This is a genomic window from Carboxylicivirga caseinilyticus, assembly GCF_050589785.1.
Taxonomy (GTDB): Bacteria; Bacteroidota; Bacteroidia; order Bacteroidales; family Marinilabiliaceae; genus Carboxylicivirga; species Carboxylicivirga caseinilyticus.
Genome location: NZ_JBNGOX010000051.1, coordinates 18,076 through 40,101, shown reverse-complemented (window position 1 = coordinate 40,101; position 22,026 = coordinate 18,076). Strand labels below are relative to the sequence as shown.

The 22,026-nt window shown below is 33.5% G+C and carries 21 protein-coding genes; all 21 read left to right on the top strand.

What is annotated here, in order from left to right:
• On the top strand, nucleotides 1-525 hold a 525-nt coding region (locus ACRD62_RS19785), incomplete at its 5' end, for a glycosyltransferase family protein (protein ID WP_430821852.1).
• A 12-nt stretch (nucleotides 526-537) separates the two neighbouring features.
• The gene (locus ACRD62_RS19780) at nucleotides 538-1,524 is read left to right on the top strand and encodes a glucosamine inositolphosphorylceramide transferase family protein (protein WP_430821851.1); all 987 of its coding nucleotides are present in this window, start codon (nucleotides 538-540) and stop codon (nucleotides 1,522-1,524) included.
• Between the two features lie 24 nt (nucleotides 1,525-1,548).
• Nucleotides 1,549-2,685, top strand: coding sequence for a glycosyltransferase family protein (locus ACRD62_RS19775; RefSeq protein WP_430821850.1), 1,137 nt, complete (start codon nucleotides 1,549-1,551; stop codon nucleotides 2,683-2,685).
• Nucleotides 2,685-3,722, top strand: a complete 1,038-nt coding sequence (locus ACRD62_RS19770) for a glycosyltransferase family 2 protein (protein ID WP_430821849.1) — start codon at nucleotides 2,685-2,687, stop codon at nucleotides 3,720-3,722. Before ACRD62_RS19775 ends, ACRD62_RS19770 begins: the two co-directional genes overlap by 1 nt.
• A gap of 25 nt (nucleotides 3,723-3,747) precedes the next feature.
• Nucleotides 3,748-4,857 (top strand): glycosyltransferase family protein, encoded by a 1,110-nt coding sequence (locus ACRD62_RS19765; RefSeq protein ID WP_430821848.1) that lies wholly within the window; start codon nucleotides 3,748-3,750, stop codon nucleotides 4,855-4,857.
• Between the two features lie 235 nt (nucleotides 4,858-5,092).
• Nucleotides 5,093-6,121, top strand: a complete 1,029-nt coding sequence (locus ACRD62_RS19760) for an EpsG family protein (protein WP_489672252.1) — start codon at nucleotides 5,093-5,095, stop codon at nucleotides 6,119-6,121.
• 63 nt (nucleotides 6,122-6,184) lie between these two features.
• The gene (locus ACRD62_RS19755) at nucleotides 6,185-7,306 is read left to right on the top strand and encodes a polysaccharide deacetylase family protein (RefSeq protein ID WP_430821846.1); all 1,122 of its coding nucleotides are present in this window, start codon (nucleotides 6,185-6,187) and stop codon (nucleotides 7,304-7,306) included.
• A 138-nt stretch (nucleotides 7,307-7,444) separates the two neighbouring features.
• Nucleotides 7,445-7,831: a four helix bundle protein gene (locus tag ACRD62_RS19750; RefSeq protein WP_430821845.1), complete on the top strand. Its 387-nt coding sequence runs from the start codon at nucleotides 7,445-7,447 to the stop codon at nucleotides 7,829-7,831.
• A 204-nt stretch (nucleotides 7,832-8,035) separates the two neighbouring features.
• Nucleotides 8,036-9,178 (top strand): CapA family protein, encoded by a 1,143-nt coding sequence (locus ACRD62_RS19745; protein WP_430821844.1) that lies wholly within the window; start codon nucleotides 8,036-8,038, stop codon nucleotides 9,176-9,178.
• A gap of 248 nt (nucleotides 9,179-9,426) precedes the next feature.
• Nucleotides 9,427-11,355, top strand: a complete 1,929-nt coding sequence (gene asnB, locus ACRD62_RS19740) for an asparagine synthase (glutamine-hydrolyzing) (protein ID WP_430821843.1) — start codon at nucleotides 9,427-9,429, stop codon at nucleotides 11,353-11,355.
• Complete coding sequence (locus ACRD62_RS19735; RefSeq protein ID WP_430821842.1) at nucleotides 11,330-12,355, top strand: ATP-grasp domain-containing protein; 1,026 nt, start codon at nucleotides 11,330-11,332, stop codon at nucleotides 12,353-12,355. The genes asnB and ACRD62_RS19735 overlap by 26 nt, the downstream gene beginning before the upstream one ends.
• 55 nt (nucleotides 12,356-12,410) lie before the next feature.
• Nucleotides 12,411-13,487, top strand: coding sequence for a glycosyltransferase family 4 protein (locus ACRD62_RS19730; RefSeq protein WP_430821841.1), 1,077 nt, complete (start codon nucleotides 12,411-12,413; stop codon nucleotides 13,485-13,487).
• Nucleotides 13,488-13,567: 80 nt separating this feature from the next.
• Nucleotides 13,568-14,473 carry an NAD-dependent epimerase/dehydratase family protein gene (locus tag ACRD62_RS19725; protein WP_430821840.1) on the top strand — a complete coding sequence of 302 codons (906 nt, stop codon included), beginning with the start codon at nucleotides 13,568-13,570 and terminating at the stop codon, nucleotides 14,471-14,473.
• A gap of 14 nt (nucleotides 14,474-14,487) precedes the next feature.
• On the top strand, nucleotides 14,488-15,633 hold the full coding sequence (locus ACRD62_RS19720) for a glycosyltransferase family 4 protein (protein ID WP_430821839.1): 1,146 nt from the start codon (nucleotides 14,488-14,490) through the stop codon (nucleotides 15,631-15,633).
• A 32-nt stretch (nucleotides 15,634-15,665) separates the two neighbouring features.
• The gene (locus ACRD62_RS19715) at nucleotides 15,666-16,787 is read left to right on the top strand and encodes a hypothetical protein (protein WP_430821838.1); all 1,122 of its coding nucleotides are present in this window, start codon (nucleotides 15,666-15,668) and stop codon (nucleotides 16,785-16,787) included.
• 1 nt (nucleotide 16,788) lies between these two features.
• Nucleotides 16,789-17,925 carry a glycosyltransferase family 4 protein gene (locus ACRD62_RS19710; RefSeq protein ID WP_430821837.1) on the top strand — a complete coding sequence of 379 codons (1,137 nt, stop codon included), beginning with the start codon at nucleotides 16,789-16,791 and terminating at the stop codon, nucleotides 17,923-17,925.
• Between the two features lie 9 nt (nucleotides 17,926-17,934).
• A complete protein-coding gene (locus ACRD62_RS19705) occupies nucleotides 17,935-18,945 on the top strand; it encodes a sugar-transfer associated ATP-grasp domain-containing protein (protein WP_430821836.1) in 1,011 nt (336 codons plus the stop codon).
• Complete coding sequence (locus ACRD62_RS19700; protein ID WP_321409467.1) at nucleotides 18,945-19,532, top strand: GNAT family N-acetyltransferase; 588 nt, start codon at nucleotides 18,945-18,947, stop codon at nucleotides 19,530-19,532. Before ACRD62_RS19705 ends, ACRD62_RS19700 begins: the two co-directional genes overlap by 1 nt.
• A 37-nt stretch (nucleotides 19,533-19,569) precedes the next feature.
• Nucleotides 19,570-21,060 carry an AMP-binding protein gene (locus tag ACRD62_RS19695; protein ID WP_430821835.1) on the top strand — a complete coding sequence of 497 codons (1,491 nt, stop codon included), beginning with the start codon at nucleotides 19,570-19,572 and terminating at the stop codon, nucleotides 21,058-21,060.
• The gene (locus ACRD62_RS19690) at nucleotides 21,053-21,352 is read left to right on the top strand and encodes a hypothetical protein (RefSeq protein WP_430821834.1); all 300 of its coding nucleotides are present in this window, start codon (nucleotides 21,053-21,055) and stop codon (nucleotides 21,350-21,352) included. The genes ACRD62_RS19695 and ACRD62_RS19690 overlap by 8 nt, the downstream gene beginning before the upstream one ends.
• Before the next feature lie 23 nt (nucleotides 21,353-21,375).
• Nucleotides 21,376-22,026: a hypothetical protein gene (locus ACRD62_RS19685; protein WP_430821833.1), complete on the top strand. Its 651-nt coding sequence runs from the start codon at nucleotides 21,376-21,378 to the stop codon at nucleotides 22,024-22,026.

Sequence of the window (22,026 nt, the reverse complement as noted above, 5' to 3'; positions counted from 1 at the left end):
TCAATTCAAATCGTCACGCTATTAAAAATCGCTACAAGTACGACTAACAAAGAATTTCAAAGATCGTTTTTTAATCTTAATCGCCCACTAGTGAATGATACCTTAAAAAAAAATGGAGGATTTGATGAACGATTTAAACTATTGGAAGATTATCCTTTGTGGTTGAAACTAACTAAAGCAGGTGTTCGATTATTTTTTATGAATAAAAAAACGGTATTCTATCGAAAACATTCAAAGGCAATTAATAATAGTGTAAAGGAACACATAATAAATCCCAATTATTTTAGTAGTGAGTCGATGAGAAAGATATATACATATCCCAATTTGCCATTATTACTTTGTATTTGTCAACGATATAACTGGATTGTTAGTCAGATTTTTAGAATTGAGATTGTCAATACCAACAATAGATTTAATCTTTTTCTGTATAATTTATTGCTTATTTATTTAAATCCTGGTAAATATTTAATATGGTTTATTAAAAGACTGCCTGTAAAGAAAGATAGTATTTATACCTATTGTTAAAAGTTTGTTATTGTGTTGAAGTTATTAAAAAAAACTGCTCTTTTAAGCTTTATTCTGATTGTTGGTGTTGGATACGGATTTCTAATTTCACGTTATCATCTGTTTCCCTATGGATTGATTCAAAAGGTTTATTACAACTTTTCAGGTAAAAGTAAAGGCCCCTGGTCTATTGGAATATATACAGGTGATTCTCCTTTTGTTTTAGAAAGTTCAGATTCAATTCAGAATCCGATTATTACTGTTGACGATATAGATGATGTTGATGGAGTTTTTGTTGCTGATCCATTTTTACTTGTAAAAGATAGTATTTTTTATATTTATTTTGAAGTATTAAACCGTGAAACAATGCAGGGAGATATAGCCTATGCTTTTAGTCAGGATCTTAAAAAATGGCAATACGGGCAGGTAGTTCTGGATGAAGAATTTCATTTATCTTATCCGAATATATTTCAATGGAAAGGGGAAATTTATATGGTCCCCGAAAGTAATGAAGCACATTCTGTACGGTTGTATAAAGCCACAGGTTTTCCTGATAAGTTCGAATATGTAGAAAATTTGTTGGAAGGCTATCAATATGATGATCCCAATGTGTTTTATTACAATAAAAAGTGGTGGATGTTTGTCAGTAAACCTGAGCATGATGTGATGCATTTATATTATTCAAGTGAGCTTATGGGTGAATGGAAGCTACATCCTCAGAGTCCTATCCGCCAGTTTGATAAAAAGTATTCTGGTACTTCTGGAAGAATATTTACCTCTAATGGGAAATTATATCGTTTGGCGCAGGATTGTGAAGAGTATTATGGCAAACAAGTTTATTGCTTTGAAATTGATTCCTTAACAACAGAGCATTATCATGAGAAACTAGTTGGAACTGATCCGTTATTTAAAAAAGGTAGATCAAACTGGAATAACAAGGGTGTCCATCATGCAGATATTCAAAATATTGATAATAGATGGTTCGCTATTATTGATGGTCAAAAAAAGAATAATAATTAGAAACACTTATTGATCAGAAACTGAATGAGAATCTTATTACTCTACGAGTATTTTAATCATAATCAACTGCTGGATAATTTAGGTAAGGAAATTGCTAAAACCAATAACTTCGTATCATCCTTTAATATTGTGAAATTTCGCTATACGAATTACAATAAAGAAAACAAACCTATTTGGATTTTATTACTCCATATTTTAATTGCTATACCAAAAGTTCGGGGAGGCTTATTACGCTGGATAAGAAAGTGGACCATTCTTAAATTAGCAGATTCATATAATATTATTGATATTCATTATTTTAGTGTCTTCTATGATGAACTCATTCCTATCTTGAAGGCGAGGGGTAAAAAGATCAAGATAACAGTTTGGGGTTCTGATTTTTATAGGGTAGATCAAAAACGGAAAGAGGAACAAAGACTTTTGTATAGACAGGTTGATATCATCCAATTGGAAACAGAGCAGGTCAAAGATCAATTTCTTCAGGATTTTCCTGAATTTAAGGCTAAAATCAGAATTGCTCATTTTGGAAATATTCAGTTAACGCATTTGGATAAGGTACTAAACGATAACTGTAAAATGGAATGTAAACAGAATATCGGGATTCCTTTAGATAAACTGGTTATTACCTGTGGTACTAATGGAAGCATTGGACATCAACATGAATTGTTACTCAATAAGATTTCTGAATTGCCTCAGCAACTAAAGGATAATATTTTTTTGCTTATTCCAATGAATTATGGAGGGAGTGCTGAGTATATTAAATTGGTGATTAAAAAAGCAAGTAAGCTTAATATTCCATATAAGGTTATAACTGGATTTATGTCAACTAAGGAATTTTCCAATTATATTATTGCCAGTGATATCATAATCACTATTCAGATCAGTGATACCTTTTCTGCGGCCATTCAGGAGTATTTATTTGCTTCGAATGTTTTATTGGCAGGAAAATGGTTACCCTATCAGGTTTTTACTGATAATAATGTTTACTTTAAAATAGTAGATTTAGAAAACTTAGAAGATACGCTAAAAGACACCATTCTTTCGGTTGATAGGTATAGGCAATTAGGAGTTAATAACCCTGTTAATATTTTTAAGTTATCCTCCTGGTCTGGAGTGATTGAAAACTGGTTAAGTATATATAATGAGATAAAAATAGCCTAATGATTCGATTGTCTGTTATAATTCCAATGTACAATGTGGCTCCTTATGTGGAGCGTTGCATCAGAAGTTTGGAGAATCAGGATATACCAAAAGATCAGTTTGAATTAATTTGCATTAATGATGGTTCACCTGATAATTCTAGTGATATTGTTGAGGACTTAAAGCAAGAATTCAATAATATACTATTAATCAATCAGGAAAATCAAGGGGTATCCCGGGCAAGAAATAATGGGATTAAAAAGGCAAAAGGTGAATACCTGCTTTTTATTGATCCTGATGATTATGTGGAACCAAATAGTTTTAGCAGAGTTTTGAATAATGTATCTGCTTACAATGCCGAAGTTTCATTTTTGGGATTCACAGTTTTTAATGAATTTGGAAAGGAAAGAATAAGAATCTTTAACGAAAAAGTTTGTAATGATAGGTATATAGGGATTGATGCCTATTTTGCGGGTAGAGGTGACGGTCAAACAGATCCTGACAGAATGTGGGCTATATTATATAAGTCAGAATTTATAAAAAAGAATAAGTTATTTTTTCTGCCAAATGTTCCTTATTTAGAAGATGGAGAACTAATTGCGCGAATACTTTGCTTGGCAAAAATATGTATCTTTGATGGACATTCTTTTTATCAAAGAACATCAAGGCCGGGTTCCGCTACTCATTCTAACTTATATTACTCTGAAAAAGCCATTAATGGCTTCTTAATTGCGGCACAGAATCTTAAACAATTTCAAGCTCAAACTAATCTAAGTCCGGAACAAAAAAAGTTTTTAACTCAACCCATAAATAAATTTGTGTTATTAACCTTAAATGCCGCATTACAAAAGCCAGTATTTAAAAATTATATAAAAATAAAAAGACGCCTTAAAGATGTTGGGTTTTCCAAGTTGGAAACAGATGGTTTGCATGCTCCTTATAAAGAATTAACATCATTATATAATTCGATATGCATATCTTTTGCATTTAAAGCATACTTAAATGAATTTAAGCACTTATTGAAAAAAGTTCTTAAGTATAAGCATCAGGCAGTTTAGGATATTATTGTTAATTTATAATGCTTTGAAAAAAAACATAAATATATTATTGATATCAAGTGCTTTTTACCCTGAGATTTCACCACGTAGCTTTCGTGCATCAGAGTTGGCCAAGGAATTGACCAGGCAAGGGCATGTGGTTACAGTCATTTCAAAATACAGAGCACACGATTATACTTCGTTATTAAATGAATTTCCTTTTCAGCTGAAAATGTGGAAACCTGCTGCATTTAAACCCATTTCTTCAATACGATGGCTAAAAGGAACCGTTTTGGACCGGTTTTTAACCAGAATACTTGCCTTATTGTTTGAATACCCGGTTATTGAAGAAATGTTTAGGGTGAAGCATATGCTTAAAAAGGAAGTTGGGTATGATTTGCTTCTTTCTTTTGCAGTCCCATACCCGGTTCATTGGGGTGTTGCCTGGGCTAGGAAGAAAAAACATCAGATTGCTCAAACATGGATAGCTGATTGTGGTGATCCTTATATGGGAGATCGCCTGGATTCGTTTCGTAAACTTTTTTATTTTAGTTATCTTGAAAAGTGGTTTTGCAGAAAAGCCGAATTTATAACGATACCGGTTGAAAGTGCCATACCGGCTTATTATAAGGAATTTCATCATAAAATACGAATTATTCCTCAGGGCTTCTCTTTTAATTTAAATGAAAGGAAAAATAAACAACCAGATAACAATATTCCTCATTTTGCATATGCAGGAGGTTTTTTAGCCGGTATAAGGGATCCCCGACCTTTATTGAGTTTTCTATCCAATTTAGAAGAACCGTTTCGATTCTATGTTTATACCAATCAAAGGGAACTACTCAATGATTATATCCCATTGCTTGGAGATAATTTGATAATCAGTGATTTCATTCCCCGAGATCTATTAATGGATAAATTGGTAGAAATGGATTTCTTAATCAACTTTGATAATGGTACCACTTTAAATGTACCGAGTAAACTGATTGATTATATCATCACCAATCGACCTGTACTAAATATTTACTATGACTTAAACAAAACAAATGTTCTGGAATTTTTAAAGGGAAATTACTCAGCACGAATGGATTTGCCGGGTCCGGAGCATTATCATATTGAAAAAGTTGTGGGGCAATTTATGGAATTAAAATATTAAGCATTTGGATATTACAATCCCCCCAAAAGATAATTCTTATTTAGCAGGATCAAACGCAAAAACCTATTTATTGTTGTTTTTGTTTTGGCCATTTCTGGCTTTTGTTTTGGCCATAATCAACTATAGTCAACAAACGGCAAGAAAAGTAATTTATATTTTTTTGATCTACTATGGTTTCTCATTTGTAAATGAAAATATGTATGTTGATGCCTTTAGATATGCAAAAAGATTTATAATGACAGCGGAATTACCTTTTTCTGATTTTTTCGTAATTGTTGGTGGATTATATACTGATTCTTCTGTTGATATTATTGAACCCTTAAGCCGTTTTATTATATCCAGGTTTACAGATAATCCTCAGTTTTTCTTTGCTTTTTGGGTGGCTTTTATGGGGTTCTTCTATTTGAAATCCATTAATCTGTTGTACAGTAAGTATCAGGAAAATCCAAATACTACAAGTCTTGTTCTTTTGTTATTTTTTATTTTTACTGTGCCTATTACTGCAGTGAGTGGCATAAGAATGCCTACAGCCATGTGGATTTTCTTTTATGCTGCCTATCATGTGGTGCTCTATCGTGATAAAAGATATTTATTGTTAGCTTTATCAGCATCGTTGGTTCACTGGAGCTTTTTAACAGCAAATGCTGTATTACTCCTTTATTTTTTTGCAGGTAACCGGAACTGGCTGTATTTACCATTGACAGTAGTCTCCTTTATTGTACCCAACCTTTTAGCCCCCTTGTTTAAGAACCTAGCTCAAAGTGTAGGTGGAGCCATTCAAGATCGCTACAAAGGTTATTCCAATGAAGACTATATAGAAGGAATACAGCAATCCTACGAAGGAGCATCCTGGTTTATGGGTTTATTTGAAAATTTAGCATTGTATTTTTTATTGTTTAGTATTATTTATATTCAACTAAAGGATAGAAAGATAATGCAGGAAAGTTATGAAAAGAACTTATATAGTTTTTTATTATTGTTTTTAGCCTTTATTAATTTTGGACAAATCATTCCCAGTTTTGGAGGGCGTTTTCAAATATTATTTTATCTTCTAGCCACAACTTATGTATTTCTATATAGTGTCAAGATTAAAAATCAACCTTTACATATTATAAAGCTTATAGGAATCTTTCCAATATTGCTGTTTTGTGCCATTCAATTTCGAATGGGATCAGAAAGTATTAATGCATGGATTTTTTATCCTGGCTTTGGTTTAAGTGCTCTGGTCCGGGAACTTTCTTTGGCAGAGCTTATGTTTAATTAATAGACATGATTAGCCTCAATACATTAGTCGAATTGATTTTAAATATTATTAAAATGTGGCTAAATGAAATTATCTAAAATAAAAACAGCAATTACCCAGAGAATGGTGAATATCCCCGGATTTCGATCCAAGGATCCTATTCTTGTACTTGAAAGTGATGACTGGGGAAGTATTCGAATGCCTGATCAGAAAGTTTATAATGATCTTTTAAATAATGGTTATAAAATAGCTGAATCGGACTATAATCGTCTGGATACTCTGGAGAGTAATAAAGATTTAGAGGCCTTATTTGAGGTCTTAAAACGGTATAAAGATCATTCGGGACAACATCCTGTTATTACAGCTAATACGATTGTTGGCAATCCTGATTTTGAAAAAATTGAGGCTTCGGATTTTAAAGAGTATTATTATGAGACAGTAACTGATACCCTAAATCGTTATAAGAGCAGAGATCAGGTTAAAGAACTTTGGATGCAAGGTTATAATGAAGGAGTGTATCATCCCCAGTTTCATGGGCGTGAACATGTGAATATAGTCAGGTGGCTGGAGGCCTTGCAGAAAAAAACACCTGAAATCATGTACACGTTTAAGCATAAAACAACTTTTTCCGGTATTGGTGATTACAACTTTATGGAGGTTCTGGATTATAATTCACCTGAAGATCTTAAGATTATGAATCAAAGTCTGGAGGAGGGGCTTAAGATGTTTCAGGATCTGTTTGGCTACCCATCCAAATCCTTTATACCTCCATGTTATGCCTGGGATAGTCATATTGAAGAAACATTGGCGAAAAATGGGGTTAAATATCTTCAGGGATTATTTATTCAGTCTGTTCCAACCGGAACATTTGGCAACTATAAACGGAAATATCATTTTATGGGAAGTCAAAACCAATATGGTCAATATTATTTAATACGGAATGCATTTTTCGAGCCTTCTTTAAATAATAGTAGTGATCCAGTTGGTGAGTGTTTAAGTAGGGTTGATCTGGCATTCAAATGGAAAAAGCCAGCTATTATTAGTTCACATCGTATTAATTTTATGGGATCGTTGGTTGAAAACAACAGAACACGGAATCTGGAATTGCTGGATGAACTGTTAAAAAACATCTTGAAAAAATGGCCTGATGTAAGGTTTATGAGTTCAGATCAGCTGGGGGACTTGATAGCTGGGGGGGAGCGATGAGAGGAGAGCGTATAGTGTAAAGCTTTGAGAAGTAAGTAATGAGAGGTGAGAGATGAGCGTAAAGCGTAAAGCAGTGAGATGTTAATGTAAAGAAAGCAGTAATATATCCTCGGTTGGGCTTTATAAAAGATACAGGAAGTGGGAAAGATTGATAGTTTTAAAGATTTAATTGTTTATCAAAAAGCTTATAATCTCGCAATGGATATCTTTGAAATATCAAAGAGTTTTCCATATGAAGAAAAGTATTCATTAACTGATCAGATTCGCAGATCTTCCAGGTCAATAACTGCGAATCTTACTGAAGCTTGGGCAAAGAGAAGATATGAAAAAGTATTTATAAATAAACTTTCAGATTGTCTTGGAGAAGAGCATGAAACTGAAGTCTGGTTGGACTATGCAAAAGACTGTCAGTATATAAACAAAGAGACTCATGAAAAAATAGTAAGTAATTACCTTGAAGTACGCAAAATACTTATCTCAATGATTAATTGTCCGGAAAAATGGTGTCCGAGTTTAAAGCAATAAGTAAATAGTAGGGTAAAGCATTGAGAGTTGAGCGTAAAGCGTAAAACGAAAAGAAGTAAGAAAAGAGAGGTGAGAATGAAGTGGTGAGTTTGAAGTTATTTTTTTTAAGAATCGAAGTATATAAATAAAATGAATTTTCATAGCTTAACACTTAACACTTCTAACTCAAAACTGATTAGTTATTAATTAAACTGAAATTATAAAGTGAAAACCGACCCCATAAATATCCTGTTTACCGGTGACATTTGTCCCATAAACAGGATAGAAGAGTTAGCCCTAAAAGGTGACTATGCATCTATTTTCAATGATTTTATGGATGTATTTCAAGGGAATGACCTGAATATTGTTGATCTGGAATGTCCCTTAACAGAGCACAATCATGGTCGACCAAAGACAGGACCTTATCAGAAAGCTCATCCTGATTGCATTAATATACTGAAATATGCAGGAGTTAATGTTGCAGCTATGGCTAACAATCATATTATGGATTACGGAAGTAAAGGTGCTTCGGATACTATCGATTTATGCCGAAATAGTCAAATTGAAACAATTGGGATTGGTAAAAATGATGGTGAGGCTGCACAACCTTATACTATAGAGATCAACGGTAAAAAGATCGCCATCCTATGTTTTGCTGATGATGAGTTTATATCCACTCCTGATAATGGCTTTTTTGCTAATCCTTTGGATATTATTGAAGCATCTTATTCTATTGATCGAGTCCGGTCTGAACATGATTATGTATTTGTAATTGTTCATGCAGGGAATGAATTCTATGAATTACCTTCTCCAAGAACAAAGAAATTATATCGTTTCTTAGTAGATAGGGGCGCAGATGCTGTGATTGCTCACCATACCCATGCTTTTTCAGGATATGAGGTTTATAATGGTAAGCCTGTTTTTTATGGCTTGGGTAATTTTATTTATGATTGGCCGGGTAAAACCAACAGTCCATGGAATAAGGGGTACGTGGTTAAGTTTTCGATTGATGACCAGCTACATTATAGGATCATTCCCTTAAAACAAAGTAACAAACAACCGGGTGTTTTTCATTTGAATGCTGATGAAGAAAATAACTTTATGGAAGAAATGGAACGATTAAATACTATTATAGGTGATGATGAACAGTTGGAATTAGCCTTTCAAAAGTACTGTGATGGAGTTAATCCCATGTATGATGCATTTATTGAACCTTGGTTTGGAAAATATATTACAGCATTACGAAAACGTGGATTATTTCCCAATCTTATGTCCAAAAGAAAACGATTATTATTATTAAATATCATCCGATGTGAATCCCATCGTGACGTGTTACTTAGGATGCTAAAACCTTATGAAAAACAATAAACTCCTAGAATGAGAGCAACGGTGTGGAGAGTAAAGTGTTGAGAAAAAAGTTTAAGGAGTTGAGTCAAGAGAGATGAGTGGAGAGATTAAAGAAAAAAGCGTAGAGGAATTAGCATAAAGCGTAATGAAAGATGAGTGTTGAGTTAAGAGTTTTAAGTTAGGATTATTACCACTTAAAACTCACCACTTAAAACATTCAAGGATTAACCATCCACTATCAACTAACAATTAACCACTAAAAACTACCTATGTGTGGAATAGCAGGATATATACATACTGATCAGAAACCCATTAAGGATACGGGAAATATACTTCCAATGCTTAAGATTCAAAAGCATCGTGGACCTGATGACTCCGGTATCAGGGCTTTTAGTCTGAACCGGGGTGAATCTCTTGAGTTGGGGATTGATCAGGTGTCAGGGATAGACAGTGCTTTTGAAGGCGTTTTAGGATTTAATCGCTTAAGTATATTGGATTTATCAGCTAATGGTCATCAGCCAATGGTGAGCCCTGATAATAAAGTAATTCTTGCATTTAACGGCGAAATATATAATGCATTTTCATACAAGACAGAACTTGAAGCATGGGGTTACCGGTTTAAAAGTTCAACAGATACGGAGGTGATATTGGCCTTATATCTGAAGTATGGATTGGAGGGAATGCTAAATCGGCTCAATGGTATGTTTGCCATTGTTATTGCTGACCTTTCAAGAAAGGAATTATACATTGCCCGAGACCGTTTTGGAATTAAGCCCATGTATTTTATAAATACAAATAATACATTGGCTTTTTCGTCGGAACTGAAAAGTTTTAAGCATCTTGAGGAGTTTTCATTTGAGTTAAATAATCAAAAACTTGACGAATACCTGTTATTCCGTAATAACCTTAACGGTACCCTCTATAAGCATATTGAATCTTTGAAGCCTGGCCATTACCTGATCTATAGCAGGTCGAAAGGATTGGGATTAAAACAGTTCTTTGAAATTAATGATTACCATCGTGAGAACACAACTAAACAGGCGATAGGGCAAACAAAGAGCCAATTAGAGAAGTGTTTGGAGGATAGTGTTCAGAGCCAGTTAATGAGTGATGTTAAACTGGGGTGTCAGTTATCAGGCGGAATTGATTCCTCTTTGGTTACCTGGCTAGCCAATAGAAATGCCAATAAGGGACATTTTGAATCTGTATCCATTGTATTTGATGACCAGCGTTTTTCGGAGGAAAAGTACATTGATATAGTCAGAGATCAGCTGGGGATTACTTCTCATAAATTTTTGCTTGAAGGAGATTACTATTTTGATCATTTTGTAAATGCCACATGGCATTTGGAGGGACCTTTAAATCATCCCAATACAATTGGTATTTATAAGCTATCACAGCGGGCAAAAGAATATGTTACCGTATTATTAAGTGGTGAAGGTGCAGATGAAGTTTTCGGCGGTTATTCCCGGTTTTACGATATAAGTTTTCCATTTCGAACCAGAAAATTATTCAGTGAGGTAAAAAAATACCGCAGGCAATTAAGTGGTTTCCTTAACTATTTTAATCAGGATATGAGGGCCATATTACCCACTTCTTTTATGAATCCTACTTTAGCAACCTCTGTATTCAAAGATTTTAATTTTACGAATGCTGTTACAGATCGAAGAGCGTTATATCATCAATTAAACGGTTCTGTCTTTGATAAGCAGGTTAAATATGAAATAAAGACTTATTTGCCTGATTTGTTGATTCGTCAGGATAAAATGTCTATGGCTCACTCTATAGAAAACCGGGTGCCCTTTTTGGATAATGATCTGGTAGAACATTCATTTACTATACCGGAAGACCAATTGCTTATTAAAGCCGGGGGATCAATAAAAAATACTCAAAAATACCTATTGAAGAAGATGGGTGAAGATGTATTTGGCAATGGCTTCGCTTTCCGTGATAAAATGGGTTTTGGCATCCCCGTTCGTGAGTTTTTTATGGATAAACGGTTTAATCAATATTTAAATGATCAGATTAAATCAGGCATTAAAAATCGTGGATTATTTAATTACGAACTGATAAATAAGTGGATTTCAAATATTAATCAACTTCGATATGATGAGTTGGAGGCTCTATGGGTAGTTGTTGCTTTTGAAACATGGGCTGTAAAATATTTTGATCATGAAAATAGGAATACATCATACTAAGGGCACCTTTAGTGAAAGGTGGCTGGCTTATTGTAAGGAAAAAAATATTCCTTATAAACTGGTTAATTGTTATGGCGATGATATCATCAGCCAATTAGAAGATTGTGATGCCCTGATGTGGCATTTTAATCATAAAGGGGCCAAAGAAAGTAAATTTGCCAAACAACTCTTGTTTTCCTTACAAATGGCCGGGAAAAAAGTATTTCCCGATTTCAATACAGCCTGGCATTTTGACGATAAAGTGGGGCAAAAATACTTGTTGGAAGCCATTAATGCACCATTGGCCCGGGCTTATGTATTCTATACAGAACAAGAAGCCATTGAATGGGCTCAAACTACAACTTTCCCTAAAGTATTTAAATTGCGCAATGGGGCCGGATCAGATAATGTGAGGTTGGTACATTCAGTAAATGAAGCCCGCCGTTTTATAAAAAGAGCCTTCGGTAAAGGCTATAAACAATATGATGGATGGAGAAACCTTAAAGAGCGGCTTAGAAAATATAAAAAAGGAAAAGCCTCTATTTGGGATGTTACTAAAGGTGTAATCAGATTGTTTTATACTACTAAATATGCACGTGTTACAGGACGAGAAAAAGGTTATGTGTATTTTCAGGAATTTATTCCTGAAAATACTTATGATATAAGAGTGGTAGTTATTAAAGATAAAGCATTTGCCATTAAACGCATGGTGAGAGAAAATGACTTCAGGGCTTCAGGTAGTGGTACCATCCTTTATGAAAAAGACCATTTTGATATTGAAACTATCAAGTTGGCTTTAAAAATATCTGAAGATATGGAGGATCAGTGTATGGCTTATGATTTTGTATATAAAGATGGACGACCGCTAATGGTAGAAATTAGTTATGGATTTGCTATCCATGGCTATGATGATTGTGTTGGTTATTGGGACAGAGAATTAAATTGGTATGAGGGTGCATTTAATCCTTATGGTTGGATGGTTGATCATTTGATTCAAAAATTAGAATCAGAAAAAAAATGAAAATTATTTCCCATAGGGAAGTTTGGCTTAAGGCGCTCAAATAAAATTACTACTGATGAAGATTTGTTTAGTTATTCATTCATTGCAGGCAGGAGGAATGGAACGTGTAATGTCTGAATTGGCGCACTGTTTCTCTAAACGATCAGATGTGGAGTTACATTTAATTTTATATGGAATTAAAAGAGATATCTTTTATTCAGTTCCGGATAATATGATTATTCATAAGCCATCCTTCAGTTTTAATAATAGGATTCGTACATTGTCATTAATTAGAACAATGTCTTATTTAAGAAGACAGATAAAAAATTTACAACCTGACTCAATATTAAGTTTTGGAGAATACTGGAACAACTTTTTCCTGTTATCCACATTAGGATTGGAGTATAAGCGTTTTGTATCTGACAGAAGCCAGCCGGATAAAAGTCTGGGCAATTTGCATGATTATTTAAGGAAATGGCTGTACCCAACAGCAACGGGTATTATTTTACAAACCCAAAAAGCAAAGGCAATTTTTCTAAAAGATAAAAGCCATAAAAATATATCTATAATTGGAAATCCAATTAGAACTATCGATTATGAATCAGCATCGGTAAAGAGAGAAAAAATGGTTATAATGGTAGGCCGATTAATAAAGAGCAAGCATCAGGATCGGCTGATTAAAATATTTGCCAATATTAACAGGCCGGACTGGAAATTAATGTTAGTTGGTTACGATCATCTTAAACAGAACAATATGGACCGTCTAAAACAATTAGCCGTTGATTTACATATTGAGGATAAGGTAATTTTTACAGGCAAACAAAGCAATATAGACGAATTATATTGCAGAAGTTCAATTTTTGCATTTACATCAAGTTCCGAAGGATTTCCAAATGTTATTGGTGAGGCCATGTCAGCAGGTTTACCAGTTATTTCATACGATTGTAATGCCGGTCCATCTGATATGATTGAGGATGGTGACAATGGATATTTAATTCCCCTTTTTGACGATGAACTCTTTGCAGCCAAGCTTGAACAATTAATGAATAGTCACATATTGAGGGAACAAATGGGGCAAAAAGGAAGGGAAAAAATAAAAGCTTTCTCGAAGGAGTATATTTGTGAGCAATTTTATCAATTTATTTCGAATTAAAAATAGATTGTTATACATATTGCATACAGCAGAGCACTAAATTTGAAATTTAATTTCCGGATATAAAGAAAATCAATTTAATGAAGGTAATTGTAATAGGCGCCAAAGGATTTATTGGTCAGCATTTAATTAAGTATTTAACCCAACAAGGGCATGAAGTATGGGGAGCTGATGTGGTTGTAGACTATGCAGCGTCAGGTAAATACTTTTTGATTGATGCCTCCAATTCAGATTTTCAAAATGTGTTTCATTTCGAAAATTATGATTTGTGTGTTAATTGTTCTGGGGCAGCCAGTGTGCCGGACTCCATTAATAATCCAATGCGCGATTATTATTTAAATACGGTAAATGTATTTAAGATACTTTCTGCCATACAACGATATCAGCCCGAATGTAAGTTTATTAACCTGGGAAGTGCAGCTGTTTATGGTAATCCTCAGTATTTGCCTGTTAGTGAAAAGGCCAGTGTTCAACCGCTTTCTCCTTATGGTTTTCATAAATATCAGGCGGAACAGATATGTGAGGAGTTTTATCGTTTTTTTGGGTTAAATACCTGTTCCTTACGTATTTTTTCAGTCTACGGTGCAGGTTTAAAAAAACAGTTATTTTGGGACACCTATAAGAAGACCTTACAAAACGGGACCATACAGTTTTTTGGAACAGGAGATGAATCACGGGACTTTATACATGTAAATGATCTGTCGAGAGCCATAGAATTAATTGCTTTAAACAGTCAATTTAAAGCTGATATTATTAATGTGGCTAATGGAGAAGAAGTAAGCATTAAGAATGCCATATCAACATTCTTGTCCTGTTTTGACCGGGCAATTGATTATAAGTTTTCGGGTGAAGTCAGGAAAGGCGATCCCTTGAATTGGAGAGCAGATATTGGAAAGTTAGAAGAATTGGGTTATAAACAAAGTAAAGATCTTCTAACGGGATTAAAAGATTATTATCAATGGATAACATCATTATCTGAAGAATAAAATATTTGAATCACGTGACAAAACAAAACAGACTTAAAGTTGGTGTTCTTTTTGATTTCCAGTCGACCTGGATGGGTGGAATAACCTACATTATTAACCTGGTTAATACTTTAAATTTTCTGGAGGAAGCTCGTAAACCGGAAATCTATTTTTTTTATACCCCGGAACTTAAAAAATATCTTACTGAAATAAATTACCCCTATATTCAGTATATAGAAAAAAAATCAACTCCTATAATTAAGGGATTTACAATGTCATGGTTGAAAAGGAAAAATGTTTTTATTGATAATTTCATCGATACATATGCATTGGATGTTGTTTACCCCAATCGGAATTTTCCTGTTAAAAACAGGACTAAAGCAAAAGTAATTGCTTGGTATGCTGATTTACAGCATAAATATTATCCTGAGTTTTTTACCCGTCAAACCTTAATTCACAGGGCTGTCAGATTATTTTTTATGTTGAAGAATGCTCAGCACCTTATTGTTTCGAGTGAGGCTGTTAAAGACGATTTCTATAAGTTTTATAAGATCAGGCAAAAGCTTAATTTTCACATCTATCATTTTGTATCGGTAAATAATGGGAATACTTCAAAACCTTTGGATGAGTTAAAAGCGAAATATAATATACCTGATGATTATTTTATGGTATCTAATCAGTTTCACAAGCATAAAAACCATCAGGTTGTATTAAAGGCTCTTGCTCAGCTTAATGATCAGGGAATTAAGAAGCATATTGTATTCACTGGTCGGTTCCCACAGGCTAAAAATTCACCCTATATTGCAGAAATTCATCAATTGATCGAAGAGCATCAACTTCAGGATTCTATAAGTATGTTACAGGTTATCCCACGTATGGACCAGCTTCAGTTAATGCAATACAGCCAGGCTGTTATTCAACCAAGTTTATTCGAAGGCTGGAGCACGGTTATTGAAGATGCCATTTCATTGCATGTACCTGTTATTGCTGCTTCACTGAATGTTAATAAAGAACAATTAATGGATAAAGGAATTTATTTTAATCCACATGATGTTAGTGAGTTGGTTGATATCTTAAAGCATTATCCCGAAACAGGTAAGAAAAAGGTTGTTTATGGTGATTATAATGAACGGATTAAAGAATCCATAGATCAATTGATAGATGTATTTAGTAGTCATTAGTATTGATATTTATAATCAATTATAAACCATTGATGATTAAGAAATTAAGGCGGTACCTGGTTAATAATCTGAAAAACATACCGGGCTGGAGAACGAATAGAAAACTAATTATCATCGAATGTGATGATTGGGGAGGAATAAGAATGCCTTCCAATGCCGTTTTCGATGAATTGAATAATAATGGACTACCTGTTAATACAAGCCGTTTTAATCGGTATGATTCTTTAGCCAATAAAGAGGATTTTGATCAGCTATTCACAGTTTTAAAATCAGTTAAAGCTAAAAATGGTAATCATCCGGTGATAACTGCGATGACCAATATGGCCAATCCTGATTTTGAAAAAATTAAAAAGTCAGGATTTGATACCTATTATTTTGAGGATTTTACGACAACACTGGATAGGTATTATCCTGGACAAAAGGTGTTTGATAAATGGGAGGAAGGGATTAAAGAGGGAATTTTTGTACCTGAGTTGCATGGTAAAGAGCACATTTCGGTTCAGCACTGGATGAAACATTTAAAATCAGGCCATCCGGAATTATTGAAAGCATTTAACCACGGTTTTGTTGCCTTAGGTATTAATGATCTTCCGGATATATTGAAAGAATTCAGACCTGAGTTTTATTTTGATAACGATGAGCAGAAGCCCTTTTTAATAAATTCTATCAGGGAAAGTGTTGAATTGTTTGAGAAGACATTTGGATATTTGCCTCGAGTTTTTACACCATCTAATGGTTTGTTTCATCCTGATTTAGATCATGAGGTGGCCAGTAATGGAATAAGGTACTTGTATGTAACACGAAAAATGCCATATCCTGCAACCAATGGGGAAATTAAATTCAGACCTTTTACAACAGGTCAACGTGGCCCGGAGGGTTTGATTTATTATACCCGGAACTGTGCATTTGAGCCAACTGATCCGGAATACATGGGGGTAGAATTTACTCTGAGTCAGATCGAGGCCGCATTTCGATGGGGTAAACCGGCAAATATAAGTACTCATCGAGCTAATTTTACAGGAAGTATTAATCCGGATAACAGGGAGATAGGATTAAATGAATTGAAGAAATTACTTGATACAATAGTTAAGAGGTGGCCTGATGTTGAGTTTCTATCGTCGGGTGACGCTTTGGATATTATGAGAAGGAATTAGCATGCGCAAAATAGTATTTATCAATCAGGCTACCGGTTATCTGACCATCGACATAATTAATGCTTTTGCCAAAGAATTTGATATGGTGGCATTAATTACCGGAAGTATTCGGGTACAGGATGATACGCTTGAGTCAGATGTTGAGGTATCCAAAATTGTAAAATATAACAGGGGCAGTCATATTAACAAAGTATTATCTTGGTTATGGGGTACAGTGCAGATTTATTTTTTATTGCTCTTTAAATATAGAGACTATGAAAAGGTATTTTTCACAATCCCCCCAACTGCCTATTTGCTTCCAATTACCAGACGATTGCCTTTTTCAATAATTATTTATGACCTTTATCCGGAAGCATTAAAAATTAATGGGTTAGATGAAAGAAGTCTGATATATAAATGGTGGATCAAAAGAAATATTAAAATACTTCCAAAGGCTCACAAAGTATATACCTTAAGCGATCATATGAAAGAGGGACTTTTATATTATGCCCCGAAGATTAAAATTGAAGTGATTTCCAATTGGTCTGCTTTTTCTGAATATTATCCAATAGCTAAAGCTGAAAATAAACTATTAATCAGAGAAGGTTTGCAGGATAAATTTATTATTCAATATTCGGGAAATATAGGAGCTACACATAATGTTGAAGCCATTATTGAATTGGCGGAATATTTTAAGGAAAATGATAGTATTGTTTTTCAAATAATCGGAAGAGGTATTCGTACAGAGATCATTGCTGATATGATAAAGTCCAAAAAATTAAAAAATTGTTTATTACTCCCATTCAGGCCAGACGAAGAATTGTACGAATCTTTATGTGCTGCTGATTTGGCTATTGTAACACTGGACGATAAAACAGCTGACGTTAGTGTACCCAGTAAAACCTATAATTTAATGGCAGCAGGAGTACCTGTAATGGCCATTGCTTCTATAAACTCTGCTTTAGCGAAGAAAATAGCCGACTATAAAATTGGTACCACTTTTGAGAAAGATAATTATAGTGGTATGTCAGATTTTATTTTAAACTTATTTGATAATCCTGATGAATTAAAAACATTGTGTGATAATTCTTATAAGGCTTCAAAGTTTTTTTCAAAAGCAAATGCCGGCAGATATTTATCTGCATACCTAAACAATTAATGAATTATTATGATGAAATTCGTTAACAGAACCATCTATCTGTTTTATTATCTGAAAAATGAAGATTTCGGATTAATTAGAAAATTTCTGAATTATGCAAAAAAACTTACAGGTAGGACTAAAAGTGCATTATTGGTTGATATGATCGTTTGTGTTTATAAATACAACATATCATTAAAGGATTATTTTTATTTCCGTTTTTTTGAAATTGATACAAATGAAAGAAAAAAATGGGTGGGTACAGGATTTATGTATGAATTTCAATTAAAGATGAATCCTAAAAATAACAGAAAAGTTTTGGAGGATAAGATTCAATTCTTAGGTAAATATTCATCATACGTCAGACGCAAAGTATTAACATATAGGCAGGCATTTAATGATAAGGAAAAGTTGAACCAAATATTTAATAATAAATCGGGGAAATTAGTACTTAAAGGATCATTGGGACAGGTTGGAGCAGAAGTCAAGGTCATAAAGTGTGATGATTATAATGCTGATTCTTTACTTCATTTTATGATGCAAAACAAATTTGATTTGATAGAAGAGTATGTTATTCAGCATCCAATGTTAATGCAATTGTCTGATTCGGGATTAAATACCATTAGAATTTTTACTCAGCTTAACAATGGGGAAGTTGATATACTTGGAGCACGTTTAAGAATTACGGTTAATTCTGAAGTCGATAATATGGCAGCTGGTAATTTGGCAGCACCTATTGATGTTATCAATGGATCGGTATCAGGACCTGGCGTTTATAGCGATATTACAAAAGAGGATGTTTCAATCCATCCTGTTTCTAATGAGTCAATTGAAGGCTTTAAAATACCATTTTGGTCAGAAACAATAGAACTTGTTACAAAAGCTGCACTTTCCAATTCTTCCAATCAATCCATAGGTTGGGATATTGCCATTAGTGAGTATGGACCTGAATTAATTGAGGGTAATCATAACTGGTGTAAGTTATTATGGCAGTTGCCTGTTAAAAAGGGGTTAAAGGATAAGTTGCTAAAGTACATGTAATGGAAAAACTTTTGCTATTTATTAAACACCGTCTGGTATTTATCTGGCACATTATTGAGTGGATAAATGGACTTGTTTTTTATATCCTTCATCATAATAGCTTAAAAAAAACAATACATAAAGTCTTTTCTGAAGAACTTAAGCCCAATTATGAATTCAGAATACTGAATGCCGGAGACGCCGAAGCAATAACCATGTTGCTAAACCATCAGAAGAAAGAGGATATGCGTTATTTCAATCCTCATGGATTTGATTTAATATCTATAAAAAGGCAACTTAAGAAAAAAGCCTTTTTGATGATGGGAGTATTTGAAGAAGAGAGGTTGGTCGGTTATTTTTTTCTAAGATTTTTTGCCAATAAAAAATGTTTTGTAGGCAGGGTGATTGATTTTGATTATAGGGGACGTGGAATTGGAGGTTTAATGAACCGGATAATGTATAATATTGCCTGGGAGTTGAATTTTAAATGTTTATCTACTATTTCAAAAAATAATCAATTAGTGATAAATGCTCATAGAAAAAATTCTAACATGAAGATAGTTAAAGAATTACCCGGGGATTATTTGTTGATTGAGTTTGTTAAATAATCAAAAAAGGATTTAGTAGAAAGTAAATTAATAATTAATGTTTGGTCAATTTATTTTATCTAACTTGATCTGTATTTTTGAGAGATACAAGGATTCTAATGCTTTTCACATTTGTAATTTAAATTATACCTATCTTGAATTTTCCAAGACTATTTCAAAAATCCGGACTCAGCTTCAGAAAGAGGATTTTTCCAGCAAAAATATAGGATTGATAGCTAATAATGATCTGGAAACCTATGCTGCTATTGTAGCTATTTGGTTAGAAGGCTTAGCTTATGTGCCACTTCATCCTTGCTATCCTGATGACAGGAAAAAGGAAATAATCAATGATGCTAAGCTTGATCTAATAATTGATTCTTCCGGGAATATTGAAATTGAAGAAGTTAAACTTATAAAAAGTAAAGAGTTAACTTTTCGAGAATTTAATCTGGAACATAAAAAAGTGAATGATGATCAATTGGCCTATATTCTATATACCTCCGGTAGTACAGGTAAACCCAAAGGGGTGCCAATTAGCAGACTTAATTTGGCCAGTTTTGTTCATTCTTTTAATCATCTAGGTATTGAATTATCCAAAGAAGACCGTTGTTTACAGTATTTTGATCTGACCTTTGATATTTCGATTCAGTCATACTTAATACCATTGTTAAAAGGAGCATGTATCTACACTGTTTCCCATGAGAGTATTAAACCAGTAGTTGCCATTGAATTAATGGAGGTTCATAAAATTACATTTGCGGCTATTCCACCATCAATGATATGGTACCTTAGATCCTATTTCGATGAGATTGAACTTCCTTATTTGAAGACGAATATTTTGTGTGCAGAAGCTTCAGCTGTTCAGTTGATTGATGAATGGAAGCACTGTATCCCCAATGCCCGGATTCTAAATTTATATGGACCAACAGAAGCAACTATTTATTGTACTTATTCAGAATTTTATCGAAATGCATTAAATAAGGAATTAAATGGAATGATGACAATTGGTAAACCGTTTAAGAGTATAAGAATTGTTGTAATAGATGAAGATGATTGTATACAATCTGTTAATGGAATGGGAGAGCTATGTATTTCAGGTGAGACAGTGACCCAGGGGTATTGGAATAATATAGAAAAGAATAAATCTAGTTTTGTTTATAAAATAATTGATGGTGAGGAATATAGGTTTTATAGAACAGGAGATAATTGTTTTATAGATGAAGAAGGGGATATTATGTTGGCTGGCAGGTTGGATCATCAGGTAAAGGTGCAGGGTTATAGAATAGAATTAGGTGAAATTGAAGCCCATGCACGAGTTTTTCTAAATGGAGCTAATGCTGTTGCAATTACTTTTAGAAATAAATCCGGATTAATGCAGATTGCATTATTACTTGAAAACGTTATATTTGATTACATAAAATTGGACCAATTTTTAAGAAAAAAATTACCTCCCTATATGATTCCCTCCAAATATAAAATGCTTGAGTTGCTACCTTTAAATTCAAATGGTAAAGTAGATCGCTTAGCATTGAAAAAACTATATGAATAAAGTGATGATAAATACTGTTTATACGCAGATATATCTGGCAATAGAAGATTTTAATCAATCAGTAGATTATTCGGAACATTTGGTAAAAAGTCCTGATACAATTCTATATGGAAAAGAAAGTGGTATTGGTTCGTTGGGTTTGGTAACACTTCTAATACTAATAGAAAGTAAGATTACGGAACATTTTAAAGAAAATATTGATCTGGTTAGTGAGCATTCATTTAAGCAAGAAATTAATCCTTTTAGTAGTATAAAAAATCTTGCTGAATATATTATTGAATTGTTGAAATAAAATGAGAAATAATAGCAATATATATGGATGAATATGTTTTTAGAAGGGCAAATAAAAGCGATTTGCAATTTATTGTAGAAACTATTATTGAAGCGGAAAAATCAGGTACTGAAGTATTACCTTATTCATCTTTATTTGGATTGTCGGAAAAAGAAGTAAGAGAACTTTTGAAGAGCGCTTTGGAAGAAGATGTAGAAGATTGTGATTTATCCTTATCAGGTTTTATAGTAGCGGAATACAAAAAGAAACCCGTTGCAGCATTGAATGCCTGGATTGAAGGTCTTAATGGTCATTCTTCGGTTACTATTAAGGGAAACTTATTGGGTTTTTTATTGCCAAGAGAAGCTTTGATTAAAGCAAATAAACTCAATCATATTTGTTCTGCTTTGTCTACAGATTACAAACCGGGTGAGTTTTGGCTTGGTCCGGCTTATGTAGTTCCTGAACATCAGGGGAGATTACTTCTGGTTAGATTATTTCTGGAGCAAATAAGATTGCATCCGGAAGCTAAAGGAGTATATTGTCAGGTTTTTTCGAATAATAAACCTTCTATACTCAACTTTAAATTAATGAAGTTTGAGACAAAGAAAGTTTATACTTCCGCAGATGAAAGGATTAAGCAATTACTTCCTTCAAATAGCAAACATATATTTTACAAAGATTTATTAAAATAA